Origin of the sequence: Bradyrhizobium sp. GCM10028915 (genome assembly GCF_042666195.1) — a bacterium.
Taxonomy (GTDB): Bacteria; Pseudomonadota; Alphaproteobacteria; order Rhizobiales; family Xanthobacteraceae; genus Bradyrhizobium; species Bradyrhizobium canariense_D.
Window position 1 is genome coordinate 1 of the sequence record NZ_JBHTFN010000008.1, and the last position, 24805, is coordinate 24805.

Consider the following 24805-nt stretch of genomic DNA (forward strand, 5'->3'; position numbering starts at 1 on the left):
TTCACCGCTTAGTCGCTTCGCGCCTTCGGACACACCCGCTGAACGCGAGGGACTTAAGCGAACCACCTAAGACGGGACGACCTCGGGATGCCCCCCTCCGTCGCTCAGTCACAATTACCGAACCCCCTTGCACACACAACAACAGAACGCTTCAGAACCGGCCGATCGAGCGTGTTTTCCAACGGGTGTTGCACAAATAACACGCAGATGTGATCAGGGCGACTTTGTAACACTTTGAATCTACTGATCTTTTTCGACGGGTTTCATCTGCCATCAAAAGTTCCGGCACCAGCCCCTCACATCCGTGGAGACGCCTCGCTGTGGGTCTGGGGCGCCCGAATCGTGGAATCAACCAGGGACTCGCCGTGCGCCAGCCCTTCGGGAACTGGCTGGCCTGACCATCAAGCGGCTGCAAGATCGACAAAATATCGATCTGCGCATCGTCGATCGCTTGCAGGACTTCACCGTCGAGCTTGTCTCGCAATCGACAAAGCTATGAATGACTTTTCGAGCGGCTTGCGGAGATCGCTGTTGTCGTCAGGACCGATTGAAAACGCGTACGTCTCGAAGCGGTCGGGATATTGCCTATCGATATCTCGCAGTGAGCTACCCAGCTGGATGCTCTACGTCCTGACTATTGTAAGATGAGATCCGTAGCGGCGGAGTCCTGACAGTTGAAGAATGAAACAGCGTGCCAGATCGTCCCTGCTTTGATTTCCAAGGGCCGTTTCCACGGAAAGAGAAATCGCCAGACAAGGCCCTCCCTGATTGCGGCGACGCCTGGCGCGACGGGGCAGATCCTCGGCCGGCGAGCGAATGATCCCACTAATAGTGAGAGCGCCCTCCCCGCAGCCTATAACACGGGACCCCGTCAGCCGATCTGAGGGGCAATCACCGCTCATAGTTTGTGGCGAATCGCGGAAAGAGACAATCAAATCAATCGCTTGCAAATGAATCACTGATGAGGCGGTCGGCGACGAAGGCAGTCGTCCCACACGCGGGCCATTCGATCCAATTTGAAAGCAAAATCAATCGTTTATATGGATGAAGGGACCCTTTGTCCGCGCCAGAACCACTCTTAATACAAGCGCCAGAACCTCCAGCTTGGCGTCCGTTATCGCGGCGTTACGTTCTCGGCCCGAGAGCAAACTGCTTGGTTTCGGAATTCGCTGGGAATATTCGAGCAAAAACACACGCTTCCAAATTGACCAGCCCAAGTAATTAGATGCATAAGGCTCGCACCGGAGAGGTGGCCGAGTGGCTGAAGGCAACGCTTTGCTAAAGCGTCATACGGTCTCAAGCTGTATCGAGGGTTCGAATCCCTCCCTCTCCGCCACTCCGCAGCTGTCCGGCCCGAAGACATGGGTAACGGAACGTACCTAAGACATGGGTGACAGCCTCGTGCCGAACGGGTTGTCGAGAGGTTGCAGGGTTTTCTGCTCCGGGTCGAAGTATCCCAGATCATAGTGCAAGGGCGCGATCTGAATCCGCCGCCTCTGATCTGCGCCCAGTCATCTCGTCGGGATCGCTCACGCCGCTCCGAATCCGGATGGCGGACCACGAGGGAACCGATTAGCGAAAATCAGGTTCGCCTGCGAAACGACCGCCGGGACGTGATTCACCGCTCAGTGGGCGGAGACCCAGGCCCTCGCCTCGCGCTGGGCGGCTGAGATATCGGCATCCGACATCTGCCCGGCGACTTCCTGGCGCAGCGTCACGGCGTCCTTGCGGCCCTTGAGCGCGGCGAGGTTGAACCATTTGTGCGCGGCGACGAGATCGACGAGGCCGGCGCGTCCGCTCGCCCAATAGAGGCCGCGCTCGAACAGCACGTCCGACAGCGCGCCTGCGTCGATCGGCGTCGCGGTCTCCAGATCGAAAGTACCCTGAAACATAACGCAGCCCCTTTTTTCTTATGCCGTCTCGTCCCCCGAGCGCGGCTCCCGTCCGATCAACTGTTCAACTCATCCCCGAGGCTTTTTGCCCGTGCCGTTTGCCGGCTTGTTGGAGGTAATGATGGCGGGCAAATTTGAATGTCAGTTTAAGTATCGCGATGAAGCAGACGTAAACGCGCCCGCGCCAGGCGCGCACGACAAATGCAAGAAATCCCTATTTTGCAGGGACTTCTGCAATTCGTCAGATTCGGTTTACCTTGGGATTTTGGGAGAACGATAACCATTGCGCACGGTGACGCGCGTCCTGTGGTGTCCCCGCCTGCTGTCGTCACCGTATTCCAGAGACAGCAATGGTCCCACGAGAAGCTGCGGGGTACTGGATCGCCCGGTCGGAGCCGGGCGATGACACCGCGAATGGAGAAGAGGTGCGCGAACTGCCTGCAATTGCGCTGCAGCCTCCCTGCTCAAGCAGGGCGCGCATATGAAGAAGTATATGGCTGGAAACTCGACTGCGGCCATCCTTCGAGACGCCCGCCTGCGGCGGGCCCTCAGGATGAGGGATGAGGATGCGGCAGCATCAAAGATGGATGCAGCCGAGCCTCATCCGGAGGGGACCGCTAAGCGGTCCTCTCGAAGGACGAGGTGCTCGCTCAGGCGCCGCTGACGTCATATGCGACAACCCTGACTGCTCAAGGGCAGAACGGCCACATCGCGGTCAGATCAACAATGTCGGGATATGGGAATGCCGGCAATACCCCGGCCTCATGAGAACGAGGGCGTCGGCGAACACGTCAGGACCAGATTCCACGTTGGCCGAAGGCCGCCTGTGAAATTGCGGAGCCCCTTACGGAGAACCGCACCGAACGAAGAAAACTTGTTTCTTCTGCCGGATCGGGCTTAGCGAGCGAACCCGCGAAGAGAACGATCCGACCGTTGACCTGATGTCTCGCCGACACCCTCTATCGTCGACCAGAACCTTTTGAGAGGCGCTGATGACGTGCCGGCTCTCTAGGAGCCGGCAACTTCAAAAAGCGAAGTTACTTCTTCTTGGCGACCTTGCGGGTCTTCTTCGCAGTCTTCTTCACTGCGCTCTTCGCCTTCTTCGCCTTCTTTGCCTTCTTAGCTTTCTTGGCCATGTTGCCCTCCGATGTGTGAGATGGCTTAATCGCTGCATGCAGTCGGGGATCGAGTGCACACTCATCCCGAATACACCAACACAACGAAAAAAACAGCGTCTCGCTTAAAGAAGTGTTGACGGCGAAACGCGCCTGCGCTGGCGAACGCGATGCAAACGGACTGCATGAGGTGTGCTTGCGATCGCAGAGAGTGCCTGCTGCATCGACGTTTGCAACAGATGCGATTGTAGAAAAACACTATGCAGCAAGTATTTTCTTGCACGCGTGCATCGCGCACGATCGTTGCAATGATGCATCCTGCCGATCGCCCGAGCGCCTCGCGAAGGCGCTTCGCGGACTCTGAGTCGCGACTTTTGGCAACGAAAATATTTTCATGATTAACGGCGCGAGCGCTCGTCAGAGCGCGTGCAAGTCGCCGTTTTGCGCGAATCGCGTGACGGCGATTCGGTCGGCGTGTCGCGTTCGATCGGGATGAAGTTCGTCGCAGAGGATGTGCGCGAGCGTCGCATCGCGAACCGAAAGCGAGGTGACGACGCCTGTCCGTCACCTCGTTCGAACGCGCGAGGTCAGATGCCGAGCTTGGACTTGAGCAGCTCGTTGACGCTCTGCGGGTTGGCCTTGCCGCCGGATGCCTTCATCACCTGGCCGACGAACCAGCCGAGTGACTGCGGCTTGTCCTTGACCTGCGCCGCCTTGTCGGGATTGGCCGCGATGATGTCGTCGACAACCTTTTCGATCGCCGAAAGATCCGTGACCTGCTTCATGCCGCGGCTTTCGACCAGTGCGCGGGGATCGCCGCCCTCCTGCCAGACGATCTCGAACAGATCCTTGGCGATCTTGCCGGAGATCGTACCCTCGCCGATCAGGTCGATGATCCCTGAGAGCTGTGCGGCATCGACCGGAGAGTCCGTAATATCCCGGCCTTCCTTGTTGAGACGACCGAACAGCTCGTTGATCACCCAGTTCGCGGCGACCTTGCCGTCGCGCGCGCGGTTGGCGAGTTTCTCCAACACGGTCTCGTAGAACACGGCACTCTCGCGCTCGGCGACCAGCACGCTGGCGTCGTAGGCCGACAGGCCGAGATCCGCGACGAAGCGCGTCTTCTTCTGGTCCGGCAGCTCGGGCAGCTCAGCCTTCAACTCGTCGACGAAGCTTTGCGAAAACTCCAGCGGCAGCAGGTCGGGATCGGGGAAGTAGCGATAGTCGTGCGCCTCTTCCTTGGACCGCATCGACCGCGTCTCGCCCTTGTTGGGGTCGTAGAGCCGGGTCTCCTGGTCGATCGCGCCGCCGTCCTCGAGGATTTCGATCTGGCGCCGGGCCTCGTACTCGATCGCCTGGCCGATGAAATTGATCGAGTTCATGTTCTTGATCTCGCAGCGGGTGCCCAGCGGCGCGCCGGGCTTGCGCACGGAGACGTTGACGTCGGCGCGCAAGGATCCCTTCTCCATGTCGCCGTCGCAGGTGCCGAGATAGCGCAGGATCGAGCGCAGCTTGGTCACATAGGCCTTGGCCTGCTCGGCATCGCGGATGTCGGGTTTCGACACGATCTCCATCAGCGCTACGCCGCAGCGGTTGAGATCGACATAGGACATGGTCGGCGACTGATCGTGCAGCAATTTGCCGGCGTCCTGTTCCAGATGCAGCCGCTCGATGCCGATGGTGGCGGTCTTGCCGCCGTCCAGTTCGACCACGACCTCGCCTTCGCCGACGATCGGCGACTTGTACTGGCTGATCTGGTAGCCCTGCGGCGAGTCGGGATAGAAATAGTTCTTGCGGTCGAACACCGAGCGCAGATTGATCTGCGCGTTCAGCCCGAGGCCGGTCCGGACAGCTTGTCTGACGCATTCCTCATTGATCACAGGCAGCATGCCCGGCATCGCCGCGTCGACCAGCGACACATGCGAGTTCGGCTCGCCGCCGAATGCGGTGGGGGCGCCGGAGAACAGCTTCGCGTTCGACGTCACCTGAGCGTGGACCTCCAGGCCGATGACCATCTCCCAGTCACCGGTTGAGCCCTTGAGAAGTTTGTGGGGTGCGGCAGGTGCGTTCATGGCTTGCTCCCGAGCAGCGTGGCAGCGATCCGCTCCCACTCTGCCTGTAATGAATCCGTTGCCACGGGCTGGCCGGCCTGGCGGTACCAATAGCCGGCGTTGCCGAGGTCGCCCTCGACCCGGTGCAGATAGGCGTGCACCCAAGCGGCCGCGCGGCCGCTCTCGTCCTGGACGATCTTGTGCGCCTCGTCCCAGTCGCCCTTGGCGGCCCACCATAGTGCGGCAAGTGGAGCGCTGAGGTCCGGCGGCGGCGCGGCGCCGTCGAGGCTGGCGATATACGCCGCCATCTTCACCACCATTTCGCCGGCGTGAAGCGGCCGGCGGCCTGCTCGATCACCTCGCCGAGCGAGAACAGCGTCTCCTCGTCGAAGGGACGGCCGATCAGCTGCAGGCCGAGCGGCAGGCCCTGCGCATCCTTGCCGGCGGGCACAGCGATGCCCGGCAGGCCCGCCATGTTCACGGTCACCGTGAAGATGTCGTTGAGGTACATCTCGACGGGGTCCGCGCCGCCTTTCTCGCCGATGCCGAAGGCCGCCGACGGCGTCGCCGGCGTCAGGATCGCGTCGACGCCCTTGGCGAAGCAATCCTCAAAGTCCTTCTTGATCAGCGTGCGCACCTTCTGGGCGCGCAAATAATAGGCGTCGTAATAGCCGGCCGAGAGCACGTAGGTGCCGATCATGACGCGGCGCTTCACCTCAGCGCCAAAACCTTCTGCACGGGTGTTCTCGTAGAGTTCGTTGACGTTCCGGCCCTGCTCGCGCAGGCCGAAGCGCACGCCGTCATAGCGCGCGAGGTTGGAGGACGCCTCCGCCGGCGCCACGATGTAATAGGCCGGCAGCGCGTATTTGGTGTGCGGCAGTGACACTTCAACGAGCTCGGCCCCGGCCGCTTTCAGCCAGGCCGCGCCCGCTTCCCAAAGCTTTTCGATCTCGGCCGGCATGCCGTCGAGACGGTATTCCTTGGGAATGCCGATCTTCATGCCCTTCACGGACTTGCCGATCGCGGCCTCGTAGTCCGGCACGGCTATGTCGACCGAGGTCGTGTCCTTGGGATCGTGGCCAGCCATCGAGCGCAGCAGCATCGCGGCATCGCGCGTGCTGCGCGCGATCGGACCAGCCTGGTCCAGCGAGGAGGCAAAGGCGACGATGCCCCAGCGCGAGCAGCGGCCATAGGTTGGCTTGATGCCGACGGTCGCGGTGAACGCCGCCGGCTGGCGGATCGAGCCGCCGGTGTCGGTCGCGGTCGCGCCCATGCAGAGCAGAGCCGCCACGGCGGAGGCCGAGCCGCCAGACGAGCCGCCCGGCACCAGCGTCGTGTTGGAGCCATCACGCCGCCAGGGATTGCCGACCGGGCCGAAGCACGAGGTCTCGTTCGACGAGCCCATCGCGAACTCGTCATTGTTGAGCTTGCCCAGCATCACCGCACCATCGCGCCACAGCTGCGAGGTGATCGTGGACTCGTAAGTCGGCACGAAGTTGCCGAGGATTTTCGAGCACGCCGTGGTGCGCACGCCCTTGGTCGCGAACAGGTCCTTGATCCCGAGCGGAATGCCGGCAAGCGGCCCCGCGTCACCCTTGGCGATCTTCTCGTCGACGGCCTTCGCCATGTCGCGCGCGCGGTCGGGCGTCTCCATGACGAAAGCATTGAGCACGCGGGCGGCTTCGATCGCGTTCAGATGCGCGTCGGTCAGCTCGAGGGACGTGAAAGTCTTTGCCGCGAGGCCCTTGCGGGCCTCCGCGAGCGTCAGCGATGTCAAATCGGTCATTTATTGATCGGGCTGCAGAAGAACGGAGACAGGGATTTGTCGTTGGCCGGGTCGTCTTTCTTGGTGGCCGCTTTCGCAGCCGCCTCGATCTCGTCGAGCACGGCATTGACGGCGACGTTGGGGTCGGCAGCCTTGCCCTGCCGCTCCATCTTGTCGAGATAGTTCATGTAAGCCTGATAGGCCTTCTCGTCGTCGCAAAGCATGCACATCGGACTTCGTCCTGAGACTCTTTTGACGCGTTTTCTTTACGCGAACCGGCTTCCACTTCGCTCGAAAACGCTACGTAAATTACTCAACAACCTTCGGCACCAGGAAGAAGTGGCCTTCGGTCGCAGGTGCGTTGGCAACGATATCGTCGGCGATCTCGCCGTCATTGACCACATCCTGCCGCTTCTTCATCTGCATCGGGGTGACCGAGGTCATGGGCTCCACGCCCTCGACATTGACCTCCGAGAGCTGCTCGACAAAGGCGAGCATGGCGTTGAGCTCGCCCTGCAGATGCGGAACCTCGCCCTCGGAAACCGCAATGCGCGCCAGATGCGCGATGCGGCGGACGGTAGCGGCGTCGACGGACATTATATAAGGCCTCTCACGGCAAAACCTATGTGCCGTATAGCAGAGGCCGCTTTTGCGCCGCAACCGGCGCCAGCGCATGATCCGGAAAAGTGTGAAGCGGTTTTCCGAAAAGATCATGCGCAAACAAGAACCTAAAGCACGATGAGGCTTCGCCCGAAGCTCATCGCGCTTTAGGGACCTATCCGCCCAACGCCTTCATCCGGGCAAGCGCCGATTTGGCGAGATCCCGGGTCAGTTCAGCTGCCGGGACCTCGCGGCCCAGGGCGATCGCCTGCCCGGCCCAGAGATTGGTGAAATCCACCCTGCCCTGCTTCTCGGCCGCAGCCTTGAGCGGTCCCAGCGCCGTTGCGGCATGGGGAAATGGCGGCGCGTCCGGCGAAATCGGGCCGGCCTCGCGCATCAGGCGGTTCTGAACGCCGCGCGCCGGCCGCCCGGTCATGACATTGGTAATGACGGTGGAATCATCCTGTCCCTCGGCGAGCGCCGCACGCGCCGCCGCACTGACCTTGGATTCCGGGCAGCGCAGATAGGCACTTCCGATCTGCACGCCGGCCGCGCCGAGCGCGAAGGCGGCTGCAATGCCGCGGCCATCCGCAACGCCGCCGGCCGCAATCACTGGGACCTTCACCGCGTCGACCACCTGCGGCACCAGCGCAAAGGTGCCGGGCTGTTCCGAGATCTTGTCGGTCAGGAACATGCCGCGATGGCCGCCGGCCTCCGCGCCTTGGGCAATGACGGCATCAGCTCCGTGCTGCTCGAGCCAGACCGCTTCGCTCACAGTGGTCGCCGACGAGATGACGAGACATCCTGCCGCCTTGACCCGCTTGAGCAGCGCGGCCTCGGGCAGACCGAAATGGAAGCTGACGATCTCCGGCTTCAGCTCCTCCACAACCTCGCAGAAGCCGGCGTCGAACGGCGCGCGGTTCGCGGCATTGATGGGTGCGGCGGGATCGAGGCCATGCTCATTGTAGTAGCCCGCGAGGCGCTGCTTCCAGCGCGCCTCCGCCTCGGCCGTGAGCTCGACCGGTGTGTGGCAGAAGAAATTCATGTTCACCGGCGCGGAGACGCGCTGCCGGATGATGTTGACCTGCTCGCGCGCTTTCTCCGGCGACAGCATCGCGCTCGGCAGCGAGCCGAGGCCCCCGCCTTGCGCAACGGCGATCACCAGCTCCGCGTCCATCACGCCGGCCATCGGCGCCAGCACGATCGGGAATTCGGTCTTGAAGAGATCGATCAATCGACGGTTCGGCCACATGGTTGTTCTCTCGCAGTTTAGGCGGACGCGCTGGAATTACGCCGGCCGGTTAGCAGTTGCTCGGCCTCGGTCGCGATCCGTTCGACGATTTCGGCGGCGGACGGAATATCATTGATCAGGCCGACGGCCTCGCCGGCAAAGACCGCGGCGACCTCGAAATTGCCAGCGGCCCTTGCCGCGGCATATTCGACGGTCACCTCGGCGGCGCGCTGCATCAGCTCGACCTCGCGGCCGGTCCAGCGCCTGATATGATCGTTGACCAGCGTTCGCGCGGTGAACGGGGCCGGCCAGAACAGGCTGCGTGACCAGTCGACGATGACGCCGCGCACCGTGTCATTGGGATCAGCGTCGCGAATGCGCTGCTTGGCTTCCTCCGCGCCATTGGCCTCCACGCTCGCATAGAAGCGCGTGCCGATCAGCACGCCGGAGGCGCCCAGCATCATCATCGCGGCGAGCCCGCGACCATCGGCAATTCCGCCGGCGGCAACCACCGGCACGCGCCCGGCCGTGAGATCGACGATCGCAGGTACGATATCGACGGTTGTGCGCGATGCGCCGTGACCGCCGGCTTCGGTACCCTGCGCGATCAGGATGTCCGCACCGGCATCCAGTGCCTGCTTCGCCATGTCCTCGCTCTGCACCTGGCAGATCAAGCGCGCCCCGCACGCCCTGATGCGCGCTGCAAATTGTGCAGGATCGCCGAATGACAGCATGATCGCTTGCGGATTGGCGTCGAGTGCGATGTCGAGAAGTCTTGGCTGTCTTGCCAGGCTCCACGTGATGAAGCCGATACCGAACGAAGCAAAGCCGCTTAGTTGCCTGGTCTCGGCCTCGAGCCGTTCCTGATCGCCGTAGCCACCACCCAGGATCCCGAAGCCGCCGGCCTCGCTGACAGCCCGTGTCAGCCGGCTGCCGGCGATCGTGTCCATTGGAGCCAGCAGGATCGGATGCTTGATCCCCAGGAGCTGGGTCAGCGGCGTGGTGATCGGCATGGCTCCTCCGCTCTCGACACGAATATTAGTCTAGAATACCATTCTCCAAAATTGATTTCTTACGAACGCTGCCATCTCAAAAGAGAAACGATATTATGGAACTCAGCGACCTCCAGACCTTCGCTGCCGTCGCCCGGACCGGGGGGATCACCCGCGCGGCGGAAGAGCTCAACACGGTGCAGTCGAACGTCACCCAGCGCGTGAAGGCACTGGAAGCCGAGATCGGCACGCCGCTGTTCGAACGGCACAGCCGCGGCATGACCTTGACCGGTGCGGGCAAGCGCCTTTTGCCCTACGCGCAACGGATGTCCGCATTAGCGCGCGAGGCCGTGCTCGCCGCCTGCGACGACGGCGAGCCCAAGGGACCGCTCGCGATCGGCTCGATGGAAACGACCGCAGCGGTGCGGCTGCCGCCGCTGTTGGCCGATTTTCATCGCCGCTTTCCCGCCGTCCGGCTGAGCCTGCGCACCGCACCCACCGCCGACCTCGTCGCCTGCGTGCTCGAAGGCACCCTCGACGGCGCCTTCGTCGCAGGTCCGATCGTGCATGCCGATCTCACCGCGACAAGCGCGTTCCGCGAAGAGCTGGTGCTGGTCAGTGCGCGGCGCTGGGCCACGCTCGCCGAGCTGCGCGCCGGCACGCCGGAGTCGGGCCCGACCGCACTGACGTTCCGCACCGGCTGCACCTACCGGCAGCGGCTGGAACAGATCTTTGTCGAGCTCGGCTGGCCGTCAGCCGCACGCTTCGAACTCGGCACGCTCGACGGCATGATCGGCTGTGTCGCCGCCGACATGGGCGTGACACTGCTGCCGCGCGCCGTGGTCGAACGCAGTGCGATCAACGGCAGCGTCTCGATCCACGCGCTGAGCCATTCGCACGCGCAGGTCGAGACGCTCTTCATCCAGCGTCGTGCCGGACATCAAACCAGTGCACTGAACGGATTTGCCGCCTGCCTGAAGCAAGACGACGACGTCATCGCGGCCTGAGATGCCAGCGCCGCAGCGCCACGACGGCCCAGATCGCCTCGACCACGCCAAACGGCCAGGCCCCTTGCAGGAAGCCGTAAGCCGAACCGAGCACGCAGGCCATTGCGAACATCAGCACGAACCAGTGGCTGCGGTCTTCCAGGGCGTAAGCGACCAGCATCGCTGTCACGGCGAACAAGCCGAATAATGTCAGCGCATCCATGTTCCGGGTTCACTCCGTAGCGCGACGCGTGATATGCGCTAACACCATGCCGGCTCTTATCCTGCCTCTCGTCGATGCTGCAACCCACTGGCCCGAACGCGGCGGGTTGGTCGGCCTTGATCTCGGCACCAAGACAATTGGCGTTGCCGTCTCCAATCCAGACCGCCGGTTAGCTACCGGCGTCGAAACGATCCAGCGCAAGGCGTTCAAGCAGGATGCCGCCCGGCTGCTCGCGATCGCCAGTGAACGCAAGGCCGTCGGCTTCGTGCTGGGCCTGCCCATCAACATGGACGGCAGCGAAGGCCCGCGCGCGCAATCGACCCGGGCGTTTGCCCGCAACCTCGCCGGTCTGACCGCGCTGCCCATCGGCCTCTGGGACGAGCGCCTGTCGACCGCCGCGGTCGAGCGCGAGCTGATCGGCATGGATGTCAGCCGCGCCAAGCGCGCCGAAGTGATCGACGAGCACGCCGCGATCTTCATCCTGCAAGGCGCGCTCGACCGCCTCGCCAATCTGCGCGCAGCCCCGGGGCCTGACTGATCCATGGCCGTCGTGATTGCGGCGCTCCTCCCCGTCTTTATCCTGATCGTGCTCGGCGTGGTGCTGAAGCGCACCCTGATGCGGCTCGATACGCAATGGAACGGGCTTGAGCGGCTGACCTATTTCGTGCTGTTTCCGATGCTGCTGATCCAGACGCTGGTGAAGGCCGACCTGTCCAAGGTCCCGGTCGCAGGCGTCGGCGGCGCGCTGCTGCTGTCAGCGCTCGCGATGTCGCTGCTCTGCCTCGCGCTCCGCCCCGCCCTGTCGCGGCTCGATATCGACGGCCCCGCCTTCACCTCGATCTTCCAGGGCGCGATCCGCTGGCAGACCTATGTGGCGCTGTCCGTCTCCGCCAATATGTTCGGCGAGGTCGGGCTGGCGCTCGCCTCCGTCGCGATGGTGGCAATCATTCCGCTGGTCAACGTCCTCAGCGTCGCGGTGCTCGCGCACTACGCAGCGCCGAAGAAGCAATCCGCGCGCACCGTTGTCATGACGGTTGTCCGCAATCCCCTGATCTGGGCCTGCGTGATCGGGCTCGTCGTCAACGTCATCCACCTGCCGTTGCCGAAGATCTGGCATGAGGTGGCGGACGCACTCGGCCGCTCCTCGCTCGCCATCGGCCTGCTCGTCACCGGCGCCGGACTGCATCTTGAAGGCCTGCTCCGTCCCAGCGCGGGCGCGGCTATCGGCGTGGTGTTCAAGCTGGTGCTGATGCCCGCGGTCGCGCTGGTGCTCGCCGTCTGGTTCGGACTATCCGGCGACAGCCTCGCGATCGTCGCGATCTGCGCCGCGGTGCCGACCTCCACCAGCGCCTATGTGCTGGCCCGCCAGATGGGCGGCGATGCCCCGCTGCTGGCGCAGATCATCACGCTGCAGACGATTTTGGCGGCGATCACGATGCCGATCGCGATCGCGCTGGTGGCCTAACTCCCCAGCCACATCGTCAGCACCACCGCCGTCAGATTGTTCAGCGCGTGCAGCACGATCGTGAGCCAGAGCGAGCTGCTGCGGTAGCGCATGTAGCCGAACCACAGGCCGATGGAGAAGACCTCGGCGAGGAAGTACAGGTCGTATTGCAGATGCACGACCGTCCACACCAGCGACGACAGGATGATGGCGCCGGGCACGCGCAGGAAGCTCGCAGACCAGCCGCGAAACAGAAAGCCGCGGGCGAGGACCTCTTCGGACATCGGCGCTGCCACGCTGAAGGCGAACAGCAGCATCAGCGCCGCGCCCTTGTCGCGACCGGATTTCAACAGGTCGGTCATGAAGCCCGGCGTCGCCTCGCGGCCCAGACTCCGCGACATCGTCTCCCAGGCGACCACGATCAGGATCAGCCCGACGGCGCCGAACAGGAGTTGCTTCCAGGACGGCCAATAGAACGCGAGATAGTCGACGAAGGAGGCCTTCTTGATGCGGATGGCCAGCCACACGGCGGCCAGCGTCGCCGGCAGGCCCATCGTGACCGAAAACGCGAGCGACGCCGGCTCGCGACCGATGTGCTGCATCGATGCGAGGTCGATTGGGTCACGGGCGACCCAGACCAGATAGACGATGGCCCCGATCTGCCCGACGAACATGGCTGCGAAGATGGCGATGCCCCACAGCGCCGTGCCCCAGAACTTCCAGACTCGCGGCGGCGCCGGCGTCTCGGTGAGCGGCGGCAGATCGGGATTGAGGGAGTCCATCAGGAGGCTTTCGTTTGGCAGGCTCACGGCAGCGCCCGCTCCAGCAGCGTGCGCACGTCGCCGCTCTCGAGCTCGACCGCGCCGTACATGCTGGCGTGGTTCTTGGCGAGGCGCGTGGCGGCGAACAGTTCTGCTTGACGCGGTGACACGCCGTTGAGCGCGGCGGCGGCCGCAAGCAGCGCCAGCTTCTCGACCGCAAGGCGCGCTACGCGCTCGCCGTCCGGGCGGCCGAAGGTCTTGCCGATGAATCCCGCCGTCTCGCCTGCCCCTGGCAGACCTTTGGTCTCGGCAGCAAGCGCTTGCAGGACCGACATCGCTGCCTCCGGCTCGCGCGAGAGCGCGCGCAGCACGTCGAGACACATGACGTTGCCCGAGCCCTCCCAGATCGCGTTGACCGGCGACTCCCGGTAGTGCCGCGCCAGAATGCCGTCCTCGACATAGCCGTTGCCGCCGAGGCATTCCATGGCTTCGTAGAGAAACGGCGGCGCGCTCTTGCAGGTCCAGTATTTGATCGCAGGCGTCAGCAGCCGCATGTAGGCGGCCTCCGCCGGATCGCGCGGCGTCCGATCGAAGGCGCGGCAGAGCCGCATCACCACAGCCGTGCTCGCCTCCACATGCAGCGCCATGTCCGAGAGTACCGCCTGCATCAGCGGCTGATCGGCGAGATGTTTCTGGAACACGCTGCGGTACCGGGTGTGATGCAGCGCGTGGGCGAGCCCCGAGCGCATCAGGCCGACCGAGGCGATCGCGCAATCCTGCCGCGTCATTTGCACCATCTGGATGATGGTACGGATGCCCTTGCCCTCATCGCCGACGGCTTCCGCATAGGCACCGACGAACTCAACCTCGGATGACGCGTTGGAGCGGTTGCCGAGCTTGTCCTTCAGCCGCTGGAACTGGATCGCGTTCACCGAACCATCCGGCGCGAAGCGCGGCATGAAGAAACAGGTCAGTCCCTGGTCCGCCTGAGCCAGCACCAGGAAGGCATCGCACATCGGCGCCGACATGAACCATTTGTGGCCGGTGATACGGTAGGCGCCTCCCTCGCGCACCGCGCGCGTCATGTTGGCGCGCACGTCGGTACCGCCCTGCTTCTCGGTCATGCCCATGCCGAGCGTCATACCGCGCTTCTCCCACCACGGCGCGAAGCTGGGATCGTAGCTTTTCGTCGACAGCACCGGCATGACCTTGGCGCGCAGATCAGGCTGCATCGCCAGCGCCGCAACGGAGGCGCGCGTCATCGTGATCGGGCAGAGATGGCCGGTCTCGACCTGCGAGGCCATGTAGAATTTTGCCGCGCGGATGACCTCTGCGGCATCGCCCGCGGGTCTTCCATCCGCAGTCCAAGTCGAATTGTGCACGCCGGCACGGGCGCTGTGAGCCATCAGCTCGTGATAGGCCGGATGAAACTCGACCTGGTCGCGCCGATTGCCCTTGGCATCGAAGGTGCGCAGCTTCGGCGTGTTCTCGTTCGCGACGCGCCCCCGATCGGCCATCGCAGCCGAGCCCCAATGCTTGCCGAACTCCGAGAGCTCCGGTTCCGCCGCCGCAGCGCCATTGGCCCTGACCGCCGCGACCAGCGGCTGGTCCGCGGCGAACAGATCGACGTCCTCGAACGGCGGCGACTGGTTGAAGACCTCGTGGGTCGCGCAGCTGGGCTGGGTCATCTCGTGTCCTCGGCGCGGAATCAGTTCCGCCGCGGCTGGATCGGGAAATCATAGGCCGCACCGCCCGCTCCCGGCAGCGAAAAGTGCCACCACTCCTTTGCATAGTTCACAAAGCCTTGCCTTGCCATCGCAGCCACCAGCCGCTTGCGCCAGGCGCGCTGATCCGGACTGATCGTTGGTGCGGCGGTATGCCCTTTCACGTCGGTGCAGTCATAGCCGGTGCCCATGTCGACGCTGCCCTCCGGCAATCGCGCCTCGACCGGTGCCGTGCAGTCCGCGTAGGTCTTTGACGGGTCGTATTTGCCTGAATTGTCGGCGTTGAGATCGACCAGCGTGAGATCGAGCGCTGCGCCCGTCGAATGCTGCGAGCGGCTTGCGATGTAGCCGAGGCGGAACAGCTCGGTCTTGGGAATTTTGGGATTGTAGCGCCGCTCGGCGGCCGTCTCGTGGCCGTTCTGCGACCACCTGACCATGTCGAGCGAGGCCCGCGCCGGCCGGTAGCAGTCGAACATTTTCAGTGAGAGATTTTGCGCCGCCAGTTCCTGCTGGACCGCCTTCAGCCGCAGCCCAACCTCCCGCTTCACCACGCACTCGCCGGCCCCGTAGCCGGCGAGCGGACGGCCGACGAAATTGTTCGAGGTGGCGTAGCGGATGTCCTGGATGATGCTGGGCTCGATGTCGTGCAGATAGACGAAACCGCCGGGAAGCGATTGGGCGTGGGCCGCGGAAACAAAAGCCGCGACCAAGAGCGCTGTTAGAGTTGTTTTCAGCGGAAATCTCCCCTTCGTCATGGCCGGGCTTGTCCCGGCCATCCACGCCTTTTCTGCGACAGCACCTTAAGAACGTGGATGCCCGGGACGTCTAGCGCGAAGACGCGCTTCGCGCTTCTGCCCGGGCATGACGGAGAAGACGGGGACAGCTCACGCCAGCGATAAGACCGACAGATCGGGGGATAACTCCCCGCCCGGGCTTTGGCCCTTGCCCCCCCGGCCATCCCCGCCTATAGCTCTCGCTTTAATGACATCGAAATCGACCTTCGTCCTCGGCCACCGGCATTTGCTGGGCATCGAGGGCCTTTCCGCGGCCGACATCACCGGCCTCCTCGACCTGTCCGAAGAATATGTCGAGCTCAACCGCCAGGTTGACAAGAAGCGCACCGTCCTGCGTGGACGGACGCAGGTGAACCTCTTCTTCGAGGCGTCCACCCGGACCCAATCCTCGTTCGAGCTCGCCGGCAAACGGCTGGGCGCCGACGTCATGAACATGTCGGTGTCCTCCTCGTCCATCAAAAAGGGCGAGACGCTGGTCGACACCGCCATGACGCTCAACGCCATGCATCCGGATATCCTGGTGGTGCGCCATCACGCCTCCGGCGCGGTGGAACTGCTGGCCCGCAAGGTCGACGGTTCCGTGATCAATGCCGGCGACGGCGCGCATGAGCATCCGACACAAGCCCTGCTCGACGCGCTGACCATTCGCCGCAACAAGGGCCGGCTCGAGGGCCTCGTGGTCGCGATCTGCGGCGACGTGCTGCATTCGCGCGTGGCCCGCTCCAACATCATCCTGCTCAACGCGATGGGCGCCCGCGTCCGCGTCGTCGGCCCCTCCACACTGCTGCCGCCCGGCATCGAGCGGATGGGCGTCGAGGTCGCGCGCGACATGCGCGAGGGGCTCAACGGCGCCGACATCGTCATGATGTTGCGGCTCCAGCGCGAGCGCATGAACGGCTCCTTCGTGCCGTCGACCTCCGAGTATTTCCATTATTTCGGGCTGGACCAGAAGAAGCTCGCCTACGCCAAGCCAGACGCCCTTGTCATGCATCCCGGCCCCATGAACCGCGGCGTCGAAATCGACACCGCGGTCGCGGACGGCGCGCAGTCCCTGATCCGCGAACAGGTGGAGATGGGCGTGGCCGTGCGCATGGCGGTGCTGGAAGCGCTCGCCCGCAACCTGCCGAACGCGTGATGCTCATGTTGACCGACCGCCGACCCATCCTGCTTGCCAATGCCCGCGTCGTCGACCCCAGCAGGGATTTCGATGGCCCCGGCGATGTCCTGATTGCCGACGGCATCATCCGGGAGACCCGCCGCGGCATTGGCGCTGCCGGCGTCCCCGAGGGCACCGACGTCGTCAACTGCGCCGGCAAGATCGTCGCACCCGGCCTGATCGACATGCGCGCCTTCGTCGGCGAGCCGGGCTTCAGCCATCGCGAGACCTTTGCGTCCGCGAGCCAGGCGGCTGCGACCGGCGGCATCACCACCATCATCTGCCAGCCCGATACCCTGCCGGTGATCGACAACTCGGCGACCGTCGACTTCGTGATGCGTCGCGCCCGTGACACCGCGATCGTCAACATCCAGCCGATGGCGGCGCTGACCAAGGGAATGCACGGCGAGGAGATGACCGAGTTCGGCCTCCTCAAGGCAGCAGGCGCGATCGCCTTCAGCGACTGCGACAAGAGCGTGAGCAATGCGCAGGTGATGCGCCGCGCGCTGACCTACGCGCGCGATTTCGACGCGCTGATCGTGCACTACACCGAGGACCGCGATCTCGTCGGCGAAGGCGTGATGAACGAGGGCGAGTTCGCCTCGCGGCTCGGCCTGATGGGCATCCCGAACGCGGCGGAAGCCGTGATGCTGGAGCGCGACATGCGCCTGGTCGCGCTCACCGGCGGCCGCTATCACGCGGCGTCGCTGACCTGCATCGAGTCGCTCGACGTGCTCAAGCGCGCCCGCGACGCCGGCCTCGCCGTGACGGCCTCAGCCTCGATCAACCACCTTGCGCTGAACGAGAACGACATCGGCCCTTACCGTTCGTTCCTGAAGCTGTCGCCGCCGCTGCGCACCGAGGACGACCGCCGCGCGCTGGTCGCCGCCGTCGCCTCCGGCCTCGTCGACGTCATCATGTCCGACCACAACCCGCAGGACGTCGAGGTCAAGCGCCTGCCTTTCGCAGAAGCAGCCCCCGGCGCCATCGGGCTGGAGACCATGCTCCCGGCGGGCCTGCGCCTCGTGCACAATGACGAATTGGACCTCAAGACGCTGATCCGGGCGATGTCGACCCGGCCGGCCGAGATTTTGGGATTGCCTGGCGGAACCCTGCGCACGGGCAGCCCCGCCGACGTCATCGTGATCGACCCCGATGTGCCCTGGGTGGTCGATCCCGCCGACCTCAAATCGCCCTGCAAGAACACGCCGTTCGACGAGGCCCGCTTTACAGGCCGCGTGGTGCGCACCATTGTCGGCGGACGGACAGTGTACGAGCATGTCTGACGTGCGGAGCTGCAGCCAGGGAATTTGCAGACATGGCGCTTGAACTGTTTCTGCCGGTCGCTTTCGTCATCGGCTACCTGCTCGGCTCGATTCCGTTCGGGCTGATCCTGACCAGGCTCGGCGGCACGCAGGATCTGCGGTCGATCGGCTCCGGCAGCATCGGCGCCACGAACGTGCTGCGCACGGGGCGCAAGGGCCTTGCCGCCGCGACCCTGCTGTTCGACGCGCTCAAGGGCACCGTGGCCGTGGTGATCGCCGGCTACATCGCCGGTCCCAACGCCGCGATGCTGGCCGGGCTCGGCGCCTTCCTCGGCCATCTCTTCCCGGTCTGGCTCAAGTTCCGCGGCGGCAAGGGTGTCGCCGTCTATATCGGCATTCTGCTCGGGCTGTTCTGGCCGGCCGCGCTGGTGTTCTGCCTGCTATGGCTCGCGACCGCCTTCACCACCCGCTATTCCTCGCTCTCTGCGCTGGTGGCGTCCTTCATCACGCCGCTGTTCCTGTGGTGGTTTGGCCATCTCGCACTAGCAGCGATGGCCGCGGTGCTGACGCTGCTGCTGTTCTACGCCCATCGCGAGAACATCAAGCGGCTGCAATCGGGCAAGGAAAGCCGGATCGGCGAGAAGACATAAGCCGGGAATCCACGGATACCGCGGCACCCCTTCTGCATTATATCTCAACTGGTGTTCGCAACTTGCAGCCGAATCACGGCTGTATGGACGAACGGGTTCCTGGCTTGGCCCTGACGTGGGCATGGCTCTACGCGGTTGCTCAGAATGAGCGAGAAGATTGTCAGCGCGCAAGACGATGGCGATTTGCGAGGTGCTGCCTGCACCGCGGCAAGCCGGCTACTCTCGACGACGGACATCTGGTCTGGTGCGCCCTCGCCGCTTGTCGCTCCAGCGCCTGCTTCCGTCCCACCTCCACCGCGCGAGCCCGATCCGATCGTGGAAGCGGGGAAACCAGCCGAAATCCTAACTGCAGCGCCCGTCACGCACGATCGGACCCCGCGGCAATGGCCGCCGCGAAAATTGTCGCTGGCGCTTCAGGGCGGCGGCACCTTCGCTGCTTTCACCTGGGGCGTGCTGGAGCGGCTGCTGGAAGAGCCATCGATCGCGATCGACACCATCAGCGGCGCCAGTGCCGGCGCCATCAACGCGCTGTTGCTCGCGTCCGGTTTCGCCGAGGGCGGCCGTGAAGGCGCCCGCGCGCGGCTGAACCGGTTCTGGATCCGGCTGATGCACGAAGCCTCGTTCCGATCGCTGATGCTGATCGGCGGCTTCTCGCCGGCGGGAAGCTCGGTCGCGTTCGGCCCGACGCTGCGCTCCGGCCAGTTCGATCCGTTCGATCTCGATCCGCTGCGGCAGGCGCTGTCGCGCGACATCAATTTTTCCGCCTTGCGCGACCCGCGCTGCCCGAAGCTTCTGATCGCGGCGACCCGGATCCGCGACGGGCAGCAGCAGATCTTCCGCAACGACGTGATCACCGCCGACGTCGCGCTGGCCTCGACCTGTCCACCGCTGGTTCATTGCGCGGTCGAGATCGACGGCGAGGCTTATTGGGATGGCGGCCTCGGCGGCAATCCGCCCCTGCTGCGGCTCGTGCAGGACACGACGAGCGCCGAAATCCTGCTCGTCCAGGCCACGCCGGCGCGCGACAGCTACGTGCCGATCACGCTCGCCGCGATCGACCGCAGGCTGGATCAGATCGCGGCCAACGCCGCCCTCAATGCCGAGATCGCGGCGATCGAATGGGCGCAATCGCAGGCCGCATCGTCGTTGCGGCTCTCCAGGATCGCCGCGGAAGATTTCGTGGACGGCCTGGCGCAGCGCTCATCGACCGATCTCGGCCGCGGCTTCATTCGCGCGCTGCACCGGAGCGGCCGCGAGGCTGCCGGGCGCTGGCTCAAGCAAGGTCCAGATCACAGCGCAGCGCCGGCCGCATCCGGCCAGCGCATCGTCGCTCTCGAACCTGCGCTAGCCTGATTTCGCCAGCGCCTGCTCCAGGAACCACGCCGTCGCCAGCGCATGCGCGTCGTTGCCGAAGCGCGCGATCACCTGCACGCCGATCGGCAGGCCATTGGCCTTGAGCACCGGCACGTTGACGCAAGGGTTGCCCATCAGCGTCCAGAGCCTGTTGTAGCGGGGGTCGCCGGTGCTCGCGAGCTCCTTGGCCGGCGCCGTGCCCGGCGCCGAATAGGTCAGCAGCGCGTCGAACCCCTCGAACAATTCGCCAATCTCGCGGCGGCCGTGGCGGCTGATCCGGCGTGCGTCGTCGTAGTCCTTGGGTGTGAGACCGACCGTCGCATCGAGACTGGCGCGCAGCATCGGCGCGATCTCGTCGTGGCGTTCGGAAAATTCCCAGGCGAGCGCGCGATGCGCCTCGAAGTCCTGAATCACAGGGTGGATGCGCCAGGCCTCCTGCACCGCCTGCGGCAGATCGATGGTCTGCACGCTGGCGCCAGCCCGCGTCGCCGCCTTGATCGCGGCCTGCAGCCCCTCCTCGGCGGCCGGCTCCACGGCGCCGGCAAACTCCTGCCGGATAACGCCGATGCGCGGCGCCTTCGCCGGGACGATGCCGGCGAATTCGGTGCGGCCGGTTATTGCCAGCAGTCCGCGCGCGAGATCTTCCGCGCGGGCGCCGAACAGACCGACGGTGTCGAGCGCCCACGAATAGCATTTGACGCCGACCGTCGGCAGCATGCGGAACGACGGCTTAATCGCGGCGGTGCCGCAATAGGCGGCGGGCCGGATCACCGAGCCGCCGGTCTGGGTACCCAGCGCCAGTGGGATCATGCCGGCACCGACGGCCGCGGCCGAGCCCGAGGACGAGCCGCCCGGCGTATGCCCGAGGTTATGCGGATTGAGCGTCGGGGTCGGATCGCGCGAGGCGAATGCCGTGGTCGTGGTCTTGCCGATGATGGTGGCGCCCGCCCGCTTCAGCATCATCACCACAGGCGCGTCCGCGCGCGGCTGCCAGCCGCGATAGATCGATGATCCCATCTCGGTCGGAAAATCGGCGGTGTCGATGATGTCCTTGATCCCGACCGCGATGCCGCGCAGCGGCCCGGCGCCTTGCGCCTTCGCCGAGCTGTCGTAACGGACGAAGGCGTGGACCTCCTTCTCCCGCGCCTCGATGGCTGCATGCGATTGCGCGATGGCGGCCTCGGGCGAAAGCTCGCCCGCTTCGATGCGGCGCTGAAGGTCGGCGAGTGAGATCATGGCAATACCCTTCTTATTGGGATCGCTTTTAGCATCGGGGCAAGGTCGCGCAAGCGCACGTCGCTGTTGCCCACGCCTTCAGGTTGTTCCATGCTGTGCCTGCAAGGAGCCGCCGTGGACGCCATCAACCGAAGCGTAGAGCTGACCGAAGCCGACAGGATCGACCGCCTGCGGCTGATCCGGTCCGACAATGTCGGGCCGCGCACGTTCCGGTCGCTGGTCGAGCATTTCGGCTCGGCGCGCGCGGCGCTGGAGCGGCTGCCGGATCTCGCACGCCGCGGCGGCGCGCAACGATCGGCGCGCATCTGCAGCGCCGACGAGGCGAAAGCCGAGCTCGCCGCGAGCCGCAAGTTCGGAATTGCCTGGCTCGCGCCCGGCGAGGACGGTTATCCGGCGCGGCTGGCAACGCTCGACGATGCGCCGCCGCTGCTCGCCGTACGCGGCGACAATGCAACGCTGACGCGACCGATGATCGCGATCGTCGGCTCGCGCAACGCATCCGGCGCAGGCTTGAAATTCGCCGGTCAGCTCGCCCGCGAGCTTGGCGAAGCCGGCTTTGTCGTCATCTCCGGCCTTGCCCGCGGGGTCGACCAGGCCGCGCACCGCGCCAACCTCGAGAGCGGCACCATCGCCGTGCTCGCCGGCGGACATGACTGCATCTATCCGCCGGAGCACGGCGATCTGCTGGCCTCGATCCTCGACCGCAAGGGTGCCGCGATCTCCGAGATGCCGCTCGGCCACGAGCCGCGCGCCCGCGACTTTCCCCGCCGCAACCGGCTGATCTCGGGCGCCGCGCTCGGCGTGGTCGTGGTGGAGGCGGCGCACCGCTCGGGCTCGCTGATCACCGCGCGCATGGCCGCCGAACAGGGTCGCGAAGTGTTCGCCGTGCCGGGCTCGCCGCTCGACCCGCGCGCCGCCGGCACCAACGATCTGATCAAGCAGGGCGCGACGCTCGTCACCGAAGCCGCCGACGTCGTCAACGCGGTCGCACCGATCATGGAGCGGCCGCTGATGCGTACCGCGCGCGAGCCCGACAGCGAGCCGTTCGAGAGCGATCCTCAAGGGCACGACCGCGACCAGATCACCGGCCTGCTCGGCCCTGCCCCTGTCACGATTGACGATCTCGTGCGGATGTCCGGCGCCTCGCCGGCCATCGTGCGTACCGTGCTCTTGGAACTCGAGCTCGCCGGCCGGCTCGAACGCCACGGCGGTGGCTTGGTCTCGCTGCTTTAAGGAGTGGTCCGCTCGTCGAAGCGCGTACGCGCCGCGGCGATCTGCTGCTGATGCGTGATCGCCCATTCGCCGAGTGCCTTTACCGGCTGCTGCAGTCCCCGGCCGAGATCGGTCAGCTCGTAATCCACCCGCGGCGGAATGGTCGGGAAGATCGTGCGTGTGACCAGGCCGTCACGCTCGAGCCCGCGCAGCGTCAAGGTCAGCATCCGCTGCGAAATGCCATTGATCATGCGCTTGAGCTCGTTAAAGCGCTTGGGCCCGTCACTTAGCATCATGATGACGAACACGCTCCATTTGTCGCCGACGCGCGCGAGGATCGAGGCGACGCCGCGGCAGTCCGCATGGTTGGGATCCGGCCTTGGTGAGGCGGGCAAATCGATGTGCGCAGGTTTCAGGGATGTGCCCATGGCTCAAAAAGGTGCGTTCTTGCGGGGATTTCGATAGTCACTCATGTAGCTCTGGTTACAAACTTATACCAGGGTGATCCCGAATGAAACTCCTCCACATCGACTCCAGCGTGCTCGGCCCCCACTCCGTTTCGCGGCAAGTCTCCGCCGCCATCGTCGACCGTCTCAGGCAGGCGACGCCATCGCTCGACATCGTCTATCGCGACCTGACGCAGAGCCCGCTCGCCCATCTCTCCGGCTCGCATCTGGCGGCCGCGCAAGGCGCGCCTGCGCCGGCGGAGCTCGGCCCCGATCTCGCCGCCAGCAAGGCCGCGCTGGACGAGTTTCTTGCCGCCGACATCGTCGTGATCGGCGCGCCCATGTACAATTTCACCATTCCGAGCCAGCTCAAGGCCTGGATCGACCGGGTCCTGGTGGCGGGGAAGACGTTCAGCTATGGGGCCGACGGCCCGCAGGGCCTTGCCGGCGGCAAGCGCGTAATCTTCGCGGTTTCGCGCGGGGGCTATTACGGCGCGGGCTCGCCCGCCGCGTCGCTGGAGCACCTCGAAAGCTATCTGCGTGGCGTGTTCGGTTTCATGGGGATTCATCATCCCGAATTCATCAGCGCCGACGGAATCCAGGTCGGCCCGGAGCATCGCGAGAAGTCGCTCGCAAGCGCGCTCGAGGCGGCGACCGCCCTCCGCGCGGCCTGATAACGCGCACATCATCAGCCGCCGCAACATCGCTTGCGGCGGCTGATCGACCGGTGCGCGATCGGCGAAGCTAAAACCAGGCGCCCTGAATGCCCAGGATGACGGCGACGAGGGAAACGAACAGGCCGATGCCGGAGAAAAGAGCGACCCCGACGAACTCGGAGGTGTCGGAACGGTTGGCAGGAACGGCGGAGTTTTCGGTGTAAATACGCGGTGCTGAAATCGGGGAAATAATACGAGCTGCCTTTGGCATATCGGGCTCCCTTGAAATGAGTCTTCGTGACCCCCTGCCCGTAAAAGTGTCTTGGCAGCGCAAGCGAAGGTTCAATGCCTCCCGCAACGTTCAGAAAATACAGCTCGCGAGACGTGGGAACCGGCCGGCGCAACCGCTCGCCGCTGCGCCGACCGATTCAATTTGCACCAAGATTGATCAGCCGCGATAGATCGGCGCGCCGCTCGGAGAGGCAACCGCGCCGCCATCGACGAAGATTTCCTGGCCCTGCACATGCGCGGAATCGTCGGAGGCGAGGAACAGCACAGTCTTGGCGACGTGATCTGTTTCACCAATGCGCCCCAGCGGCGTCGTCAGCGCGATCCGCTTCTCGAACGCCTTCTCGGCTTCGGGCGTCGCGGTCGCGGGTCCCCAGATCGGCGTGCGGATCGCACCGGGCGCGACCACGTTGACGCGAATGCCCCGCGGCGAGAGCTCCGAGGCCATGATCCGCGCCATCGCCCGCACGCCGGCCTTGGCGGCGCCATAGGCCGAATAGCCGGGAATGCCGAGCACGGAGATCACCGAGCCGTTGAGGACGATGGAAGCATTGTCGTTGAGATAAGGCAGCGCGGACTGAACGGTGAAGAACACGCCGGTCAGATTGGTGCTGATGACCTTCTCGAAGACCTCCAGCGTGGCCGACCCCAGCGGCGTACCGCCGGCGATGCCGGCATTGGCGAACAGGATGTCGAACTTGCCGAACTTTTCGGCGCCCTTCTTGATCGCAGATTCGGTCGCGGCAATGTCGGTGGCGTCGGCGGCGAGCGCGAGCGCGTTCGGCCCGAGCTCCTTCGCGGCCGCCTCGAGCGTCTCCTTGTTGCGCCCGGTGATCACCACCTTGGCGCCCTCGGCCACGAACAGCTTTGCCGTTGCCAGTCCAATGCCGCTATTGCCGCCGGTGATCAGGGCCGTCTTGTTCTTCAGTCTCACGTTCGCCTCCAGTGGTTTCATCATAAAACTA

At 64.8% G+C, this 24805-nt stretch carries 25 protein-coding genes and 1 tRNA gene; 10 read left to right on the forward strand and 16 right to left on the reverse strand.

Going from position 1 to position 24805, the window contains the following annotated elements:
* Window positions 1-1243: 1243 nt before the first annotated feature.
* Window positions 1244-1336 (forward strand) — tRNA-Ser (locus ACFQX9_RS05825).
* A 289-nt stretch (window positions 1337-1625) separates the two neighbouring features.
* On the opposite strand, the gene ACFQX9_RS05830 is transcribed toward ACFQX9_RS05825, so the two are convergent.
* From ACFQX9_RS05830 to ACFQX9_RS05865, 8 genes are all read right to left on the reverse strand, one after another.
* Window positions 1626-1892 carry a hypothetical protein gene (locus ACFQX9_RS05830; protein ID WP_085351418.1) on the reverse strand — a complete coding sequence of 89 codons (267 nt, stop codon included), beginning with the start codon at window positions 1890-1892 and terminating at the stop codon, window positions 1626-1628.
* A 1702-nt stretch (window positions 1893-3594) separates the two neighbouring features.
* Window positions 3595-5079 (reverse strand): Asp-tRNA(Asn)/Glu-tRNA(Gln) amidotransferase subunit GatB, encoded by a 1485-nt coding sequence (gatB, locus tag ACFQX9_RS05835; RefSeq protein ID WP_204511383.1) that lies wholly within the window; start codon window positions 5077-5079, stop codon window positions 3595-3597.
* A complete protein-coding gene (locus ACFQX9_RS05840; RefSeq protein ID WP_085383246.1) occupies window positions 5076-5378 on the reverse strand; it encodes a hypothetical protein in 303 nt (100 codons plus the stop codon). The genes gatB and ACFQX9_RS05840 overlap by 4 nt, the downstream gene beginning before the upstream one ends.
* On the reverse strand, window positions 5369-6844 hold the full coding sequence (gene gatA / locus ACFQX9_RS05845) for an Asp-tRNA(Asn)/Glu-tRNA(Gln) amidotransferase subunit GatA (protein ID WP_085351415.1): 1476 nt from the start codon (window positions 6842-6844) through the stop codon (window positions 5369-5371). Before gatA ends, ACFQX9_RS05840 begins: the two co-directional genes overlap by 10 nt.
* Window positions 6841-7053, reverse strand: a complete 213-nt coding sequence (locus ACFQX9_RS05850; RefSeq protein WP_085351414.1) for a hypothetical protein — start codon at window positions 7051-7053, stop codon at window positions 6841-6843. The genes gatA and ACFQX9_RS05850 overlap by 4 nt, the downstream gene beginning before the upstream one ends.
* A 79-nt stretch (window positions 7054-7132) precedes the next feature.
* Window positions 7133-7420, reverse strand: a complete 288-nt coding sequence (gatC, locus tag ACFQX9_RS05855) for an Asp-tRNA(Asn)/Glu-tRNA(Gln) amidotransferase subunit GatC (protein ID WP_007611211.1) — start codon at window positions 7418-7420, stop codon at window positions 7133-7135.
* A gap of 178 nt (window positions 7421-7598) precedes the next feature.
* Window positions 7599-8675, reverse strand: coding sequence for a nitronate monooxygenase family protein (locus ACFQX9_RS05860; RefSeq protein WP_085351413.1), 1077 nt, complete (start codon window positions 8673-8675; stop codon window positions 7599-7601).
* 17 nt (window positions 8676-8692) lie between these two features.
* Window positions 8693-9667, reverse strand: a complete 975-nt coding sequence (locus tag ACFQX9_RS05865) for a nitronate monooxygenase family protein (protein WP_085351412.1) — start codon at window positions 9665-9667, stop codon at window positions 8693-8695.
* 95 nt (window positions 9668-9762) lie between these two features.
* Here ACFQX9_RS05865 and ACFQX9_RS05870 point away from each other — a divergent pair, with 95 nt between their 5' ends.
* Window positions 9763-10653 (forward strand): LysR family transcriptional regulator, encoded by an 891-nt coding sequence (locus tag ACFQX9_RS05870; protein ID WP_085351411.1) that lies wholly within the window; start codon window positions 9763-9765, stop codon window positions 10651-10653.
* Here the strand turns inward: ACFQX9_RS05870 and ACFQX9_RS05875 are convergent.
* Window positions 10640-10855, reverse strand: a complete 216-nt coding sequence (locus ACFQX9_RS05875) for a hypothetical protein (protein ID WP_085357370.1) — start codon at window positions 10853-10855, stop codon at window positions 10640-10642. The two genes, ACFQX9_RS05870 and ACFQX9_RS05875, sit on opposite strands and share 14 nt — an antisense overlap.
* A 46-nt stretch (window positions 10856-10901) precedes the next feature.
* On the opposite strand from ACFQX9_RS05875, the gene ruvX reads away from it, so the two are divergent.
* Both ruvX and ACFQX9_RS05885 read left to right on the forward strand, forming a co-directional pair.
* On the forward strand, window positions 10902-11393 hold the full coding sequence (gene ruvX / locus ACFQX9_RS05880) for a Holliday junction resolvase RuvX (protein ID WP_007603328.1): 492 nt from the start codon (window positions 10902-10904) through the stop codon (window positions 11391-11393).
* A 3-nt stretch (window positions 11394-11396) separates the two neighbouring features.
* Window positions 11397-12320, forward strand: a complete 924-nt coding sequence (locus ACFQX9_RS05885) for an AEC family transporter (protein WP_247369740.1) — start codon at window positions 11397-11399, stop codon at window positions 12318-12320.
* Here the strand turns inward: ACFQX9_RS05885 and ACFQX9_RS05890 are convergent.
* The 3 genes from ACFQX9_RS05890 to ACFQX9_RS05900 are packed head-to-tail and all read right to left on the reverse strand — an operon-like array spanning window position 12317 to window position 15539.
* Entirely contained in the window at window positions 12317-13081 is a 765-nt protein-coding gene (locus tag ACFQX9_RS05890; protein ID WP_018458318.1) for a CPBP family intramembrane glutamic endopeptidase, read from the reverse strand. The two genes, ACFQX9_RS05885 and ACFQX9_RS05890, sit on opposite strands and share 4 nt — an antisense overlap.
* 23 nt (window positions 13082-13104) lie before the next feature.
* Window positions 13105-14748, reverse strand: a complete 1644-nt coding sequence (locus ACFQX9_RS05895; protein WP_377787151.1) for an acyl-CoA dehydrogenase family protein — start codon at window positions 14746-14748, stop codon at window positions 13105-13107.
* 20 nt (window positions 14749-14768) lie between these two features.
* Window positions 14769-15539 carry a M15 family metallopeptidase gene (locus tag ACFQX9_RS05900; protein WP_377787154.1) on the reverse strand — a complete coding sequence of 257 codons (771 nt, stop codon included), beginning with the start codon at window positions 15537-15539 and terminating at the stop codon, window positions 14769-14771.
* 226 nt (window positions 15540-15765) lie between these two features.
* Here ACFQX9_RS05900 and ACFQX9_RS05905 point away from each other — a divergent pair, with 226 nt between their 5' ends.
* The 4 genes from ACFQX9_RS05905 (at window position 15766) to ACFQX9_RS05920 (ending at window position 20002) form a co-directional block, all read left to right on the forward strand.
* Window positions 15766-16713: an aspartate carbamoyltransferase catalytic subunit gene (locus ACFQX9_RS05905; RefSeq protein ID WP_007603315.1), complete on the forward strand. Its 948-nt coding sequence runs from the start codon at window positions 15766-15768 to the stop codon at window positions 16711-16713.
* Complete coding sequence (locus ACFQX9_RS05910; RefSeq protein ID WP_018458321.1) at window positions 16713-18020, forward strand: dihydroorotase; 1308 nt, start codon at window positions 16713-16715, stop codon at window positions 18018-18020. The genes ACFQX9_RS05905 and ACFQX9_RS05910 overlap by 1 nt, the downstream gene beginning before the upstream one ends.
* A 32-nt stretch (window positions 18021-18052) precedes the next feature.
* Window positions 18053-18649: a glycerol-3-phosphate 1-O-acyltransferase PlsY gene (gene plsY / locus ACFQX9_RS05915; protein WP_247338482.1), complete on the forward strand. Its 597-nt coding sequence runs from the start codon at window positions 18053-18055 to the stop codon at window positions 18647-18649.
* A 144-nt stretch (window positions 18650-18793) separates the two neighbouring features.
* A complete protein-coding gene (locus tag ACFQX9_RS05920) occupies window positions 18794-20002 on the forward strand; it encodes a patatin-like phospholipase family protein (protein ID WP_247338481.1) in 1209 nt (402 codons plus the stop codon).
* On the opposite strand, the gene ACFQX9_RS05925 is transcribed toward ACFQX9_RS05920, so the two are convergent.
* Window positions 19994-21238, reverse strand: coding sequence for an amidase (locus ACFQX9_RS05925; protein WP_377787160.1), 1245 nt, complete (start codon window positions 21236-21238; stop codon window positions 19994-19996). The genes ACFQX9_RS05920 and ACFQX9_RS05925 overlap by 9 nt on opposite strands.
* A gap of 90 nt (window positions 21239-21328) precedes the next feature.
* Between ACFQX9_RS05925 and dprA the strand changes: the two genes are divergently transcribed.
* Complete coding sequence (gene dprA / locus ACFQX9_RS05930) at window positions 21329-22471, forward strand: DNA-processing protein DprA (protein ID WP_377787163.1); 1143 nt, start codon at window positions 21329-21331, stop codon at window positions 22469-22471.
* On the opposite strand, the gene ACFQX9_RS05935 is transcribed toward dprA, so the two are convergent.
* Complete coding sequence (locus ACFQX9_RS05935) at window positions 22468-22878, reverse strand: helix-turn-helix domain-containing protein (protein ID WP_018458326.1); 411 nt, start codon at window positions 22876-22878, stop codon at window positions 22468-22470. The two genes, dprA and ACFQX9_RS05935, sit on opposite strands and share 4 nt — an antisense overlap.
* An 83-nt stretch (window positions 22879-22961) precedes the next feature.
* Between ACFQX9_RS05935 and ACFQX9_RS05940 the strand changes: the two genes are divergently transcribed.
* Window positions 22962-23570, forward strand: coding sequence for an FMN-dependent NADH-azoreductase (locus ACFQX9_RS05940; protein ID WP_377787166.1), 609 nt, complete (start codon window positions 22962-22964; stop codon window positions 23568-23570).
* Window positions 23571-23640: 70 nt separating this feature from the next.
* On the opposite strand, the gene ACFQX9_RS05945 is transcribed toward ACFQX9_RS05940, so the two are convergent.
* Both ACFQX9_RS05945 and ACFQX9_RS05950 read right to left on the reverse strand, forming a co-directional pair.
* Complete coding sequence (locus ACFQX9_RS05945) at window positions 23641-23823, reverse strand: hypothetical protein (RefSeq protein ID WP_377787169.1); 183 nt, start codon at window positions 23821-23823, stop codon at window positions 23641-23643.
* A gap of 177 nt (window positions 23824-24000) precedes the next feature.
* The gene (locus ACFQX9_RS05950; protein ID WP_166517487.1) at window positions 24001-24774 is read right to left on the reverse strand and encodes an SDR family oxidoreductase; all 774 of its coding nucleotides are present in this window, start codon (window positions 24772-24774) and stop codon (window positions 24001-24003) included.
* Between the last annotated feature and the right edge of the window lie 31 nt (window positions 24775-24805).

What these genes read in the sequence shown, in the direction of transcription:
- ACFQX9_RS05830 (WP_085351418.1), bottom strand. Translation starts at nt 1,892, where the DNA reads ATGTTTCAGGGTACTTTCGATCTGGAGACCGCGACGCCGATCGACGCA.
- gatB (WP_204511383.1), bottom strand. Translation starts at nt 5,079, where the DNA reads ATGAACGCACCTGCCGCACCCCACAAACTTCTCAAGGGCTCAACCGGT.
- ACFQX9_RS05840 (WP_085383246.1), bottom strand. Translation starts at nt 5,378, where the DNA reads ATGGTGGTGAAGATGGCGGCGTATATCGCCAGCCTCGACGGCGCCGCG.
- gatA (WP_085351415.1), bottom strand. Translation starts at nt 6,844, where the DNA reads ATGACCGATTTGACATCGCTGACGCTCGCGGAGGCCCGCAAGGGCCTC.
- ACFQX9_RS05850 (WP_085351414.1), bottom strand. Translation starts at nt 7,053, where the DNA reads ATGTGCATGCTTTGCGACGACGAGAAGGCCTATCAGGCTTACATGAAC.
- gatC (WP_007611211.1), bottom strand. Translation starts at nt 7,420, where the DNA reads ATGTCCGTCGACGCCGCTACCGTCCGCCGCATCGCGCATCTGGCGCGC.
- ACFQX9_RS05860 (WP_085351413.1), bottom strand. Translation starts at nt 8,675, where the DNA reads ATGTGGCCGAACCGTCGATTGATCGATCTCTTCAAGACCGAATTCCCG.
- ACFQX9_RS05865 (WP_085351412.1), bottom strand. Translation starts at nt 9,667, where the DNA reads ATGCCGATCACCACGCCGCTGACCCAGCTCCTGGGGATCAAGCATCCG.
- ACFQX9_RS05870 (WP_085351411.1), top strand. Translation starts at nt 9,763, where the DNA reads ATGGAACTCAGCGACCTCCAGACCTTCGCTGCCGTCGCCCGGACCGGG.
- ACFQX9_RS05875 (WP_085357370.1), bottom strand. Translation starts at nt 10,855, where the DNA reads ATGGATGCGCTGACATTATTCGGCTTGTTCGCCGTGACAGCGATGCTG.
- ruvX (WP_007603328.1), top strand. Translation starts at nt 10,902, where the DNA reads ATGCCGGCTCTTATCCTGCCTCTCGTCGATGCTGCAACCCACTGGCCC.
- ACFQX9_RS05885 (WP_247369740.1), top strand. Translation starts at nt 11,397, where the DNA reads ATGGCCGTCGTGATTGCGGCGCTCCTCCCCGTCTTTATCCTGATCGTG.
- ACFQX9_RS05890 (WP_018458318.1), bottom strand. Translation starts at nt 13,081, where the DNA reads ATGGACTCCCTCAATCCCGATCTGCCGCCGCTCACCGAGACGCCGGCG.
- ACFQX9_RS05895 (WP_377787151.1), bottom strand. Translation starts at nt 14,748, where the DNA reads ATGACCCAGCCCAGCTGCGCGACCCACGAGGTCTTCAACCAGTCGCCG.
- ACFQX9_RS05900 (WP_377787154.1), bottom strand. Translation starts at nt 15,539, where the DNA reads ATGACGAAGGGGAGATTTCCGCTGAAAACAACTCTAACAGCGCTCTTG.
- ACFQX9_RS05905 (WP_007603315.1), top strand. Translation starts at nt 15,766, where the DNA reads ATGACATCGAAATCGACCTTCGTCCTCGGCCACCGGCATTTGCTGGGC.
- ACFQX9_RS05910 (WP_018458321.1), top strand. Translation starts at nt 16,713, where the DNA reads ATGCTCATGTTGACCGACCGCCGACCCATCCTGCTTGCCAATGCCCGC.
- plsY (WP_247338482.1), top strand. Translation starts at nt 18,053, where the DNA reads ATGGCGCTTGAACTGTTTCTGCCGGTCGCTTTCGTCATCGGCTACCTG.
- ACFQX9_RS05920 (WP_247338481.1), top strand. Translation starts at nt 18,794, where the DNA reads ATGAGCGAGAAGATTGTCAGCGCGCAAGACGATGGCGATTTGCGAGGT.
- ACFQX9_RS05925 (WP_377787160.1), bottom strand. Translation starts at nt 21,238, where the DNA reads ATGATCTCACTCGCCGACCTTCAGCGCCGCATCGAAGCGGGCGAGCTT.
- dprA (WP_377787163.1), top strand. Translation starts at nt 21,329, where the DNA reads ATGCTGTGCCTGCAAGGAGCCGCCGTGGACGCCATCAACCGAAGCGTA.
- ACFQX9_RS05935 (WP_018458326.1), bottom strand. Translation starts at nt 22,878, where the DNA reads ATGGGCACATCCCTGAAACCTGCGCACATCGATTTGCCCGCCTCACCA.
- ACFQX9_RS05940 (WP_377787166.1), top strand. Translation starts at nt 22,962, where the DNA reads ATGAAACTCCTCCACATCGACTCCAGCGTGCTCGGCCCCCACTCCGTT.
- ACFQX9_RS05945 (WP_377787169.1), bottom strand. Translation starts at nt 23,823, where the DNA reads ATGCCAAAGGCAGCTCGTATTATTTCCCCGATTTCAGCACCGCGTATT.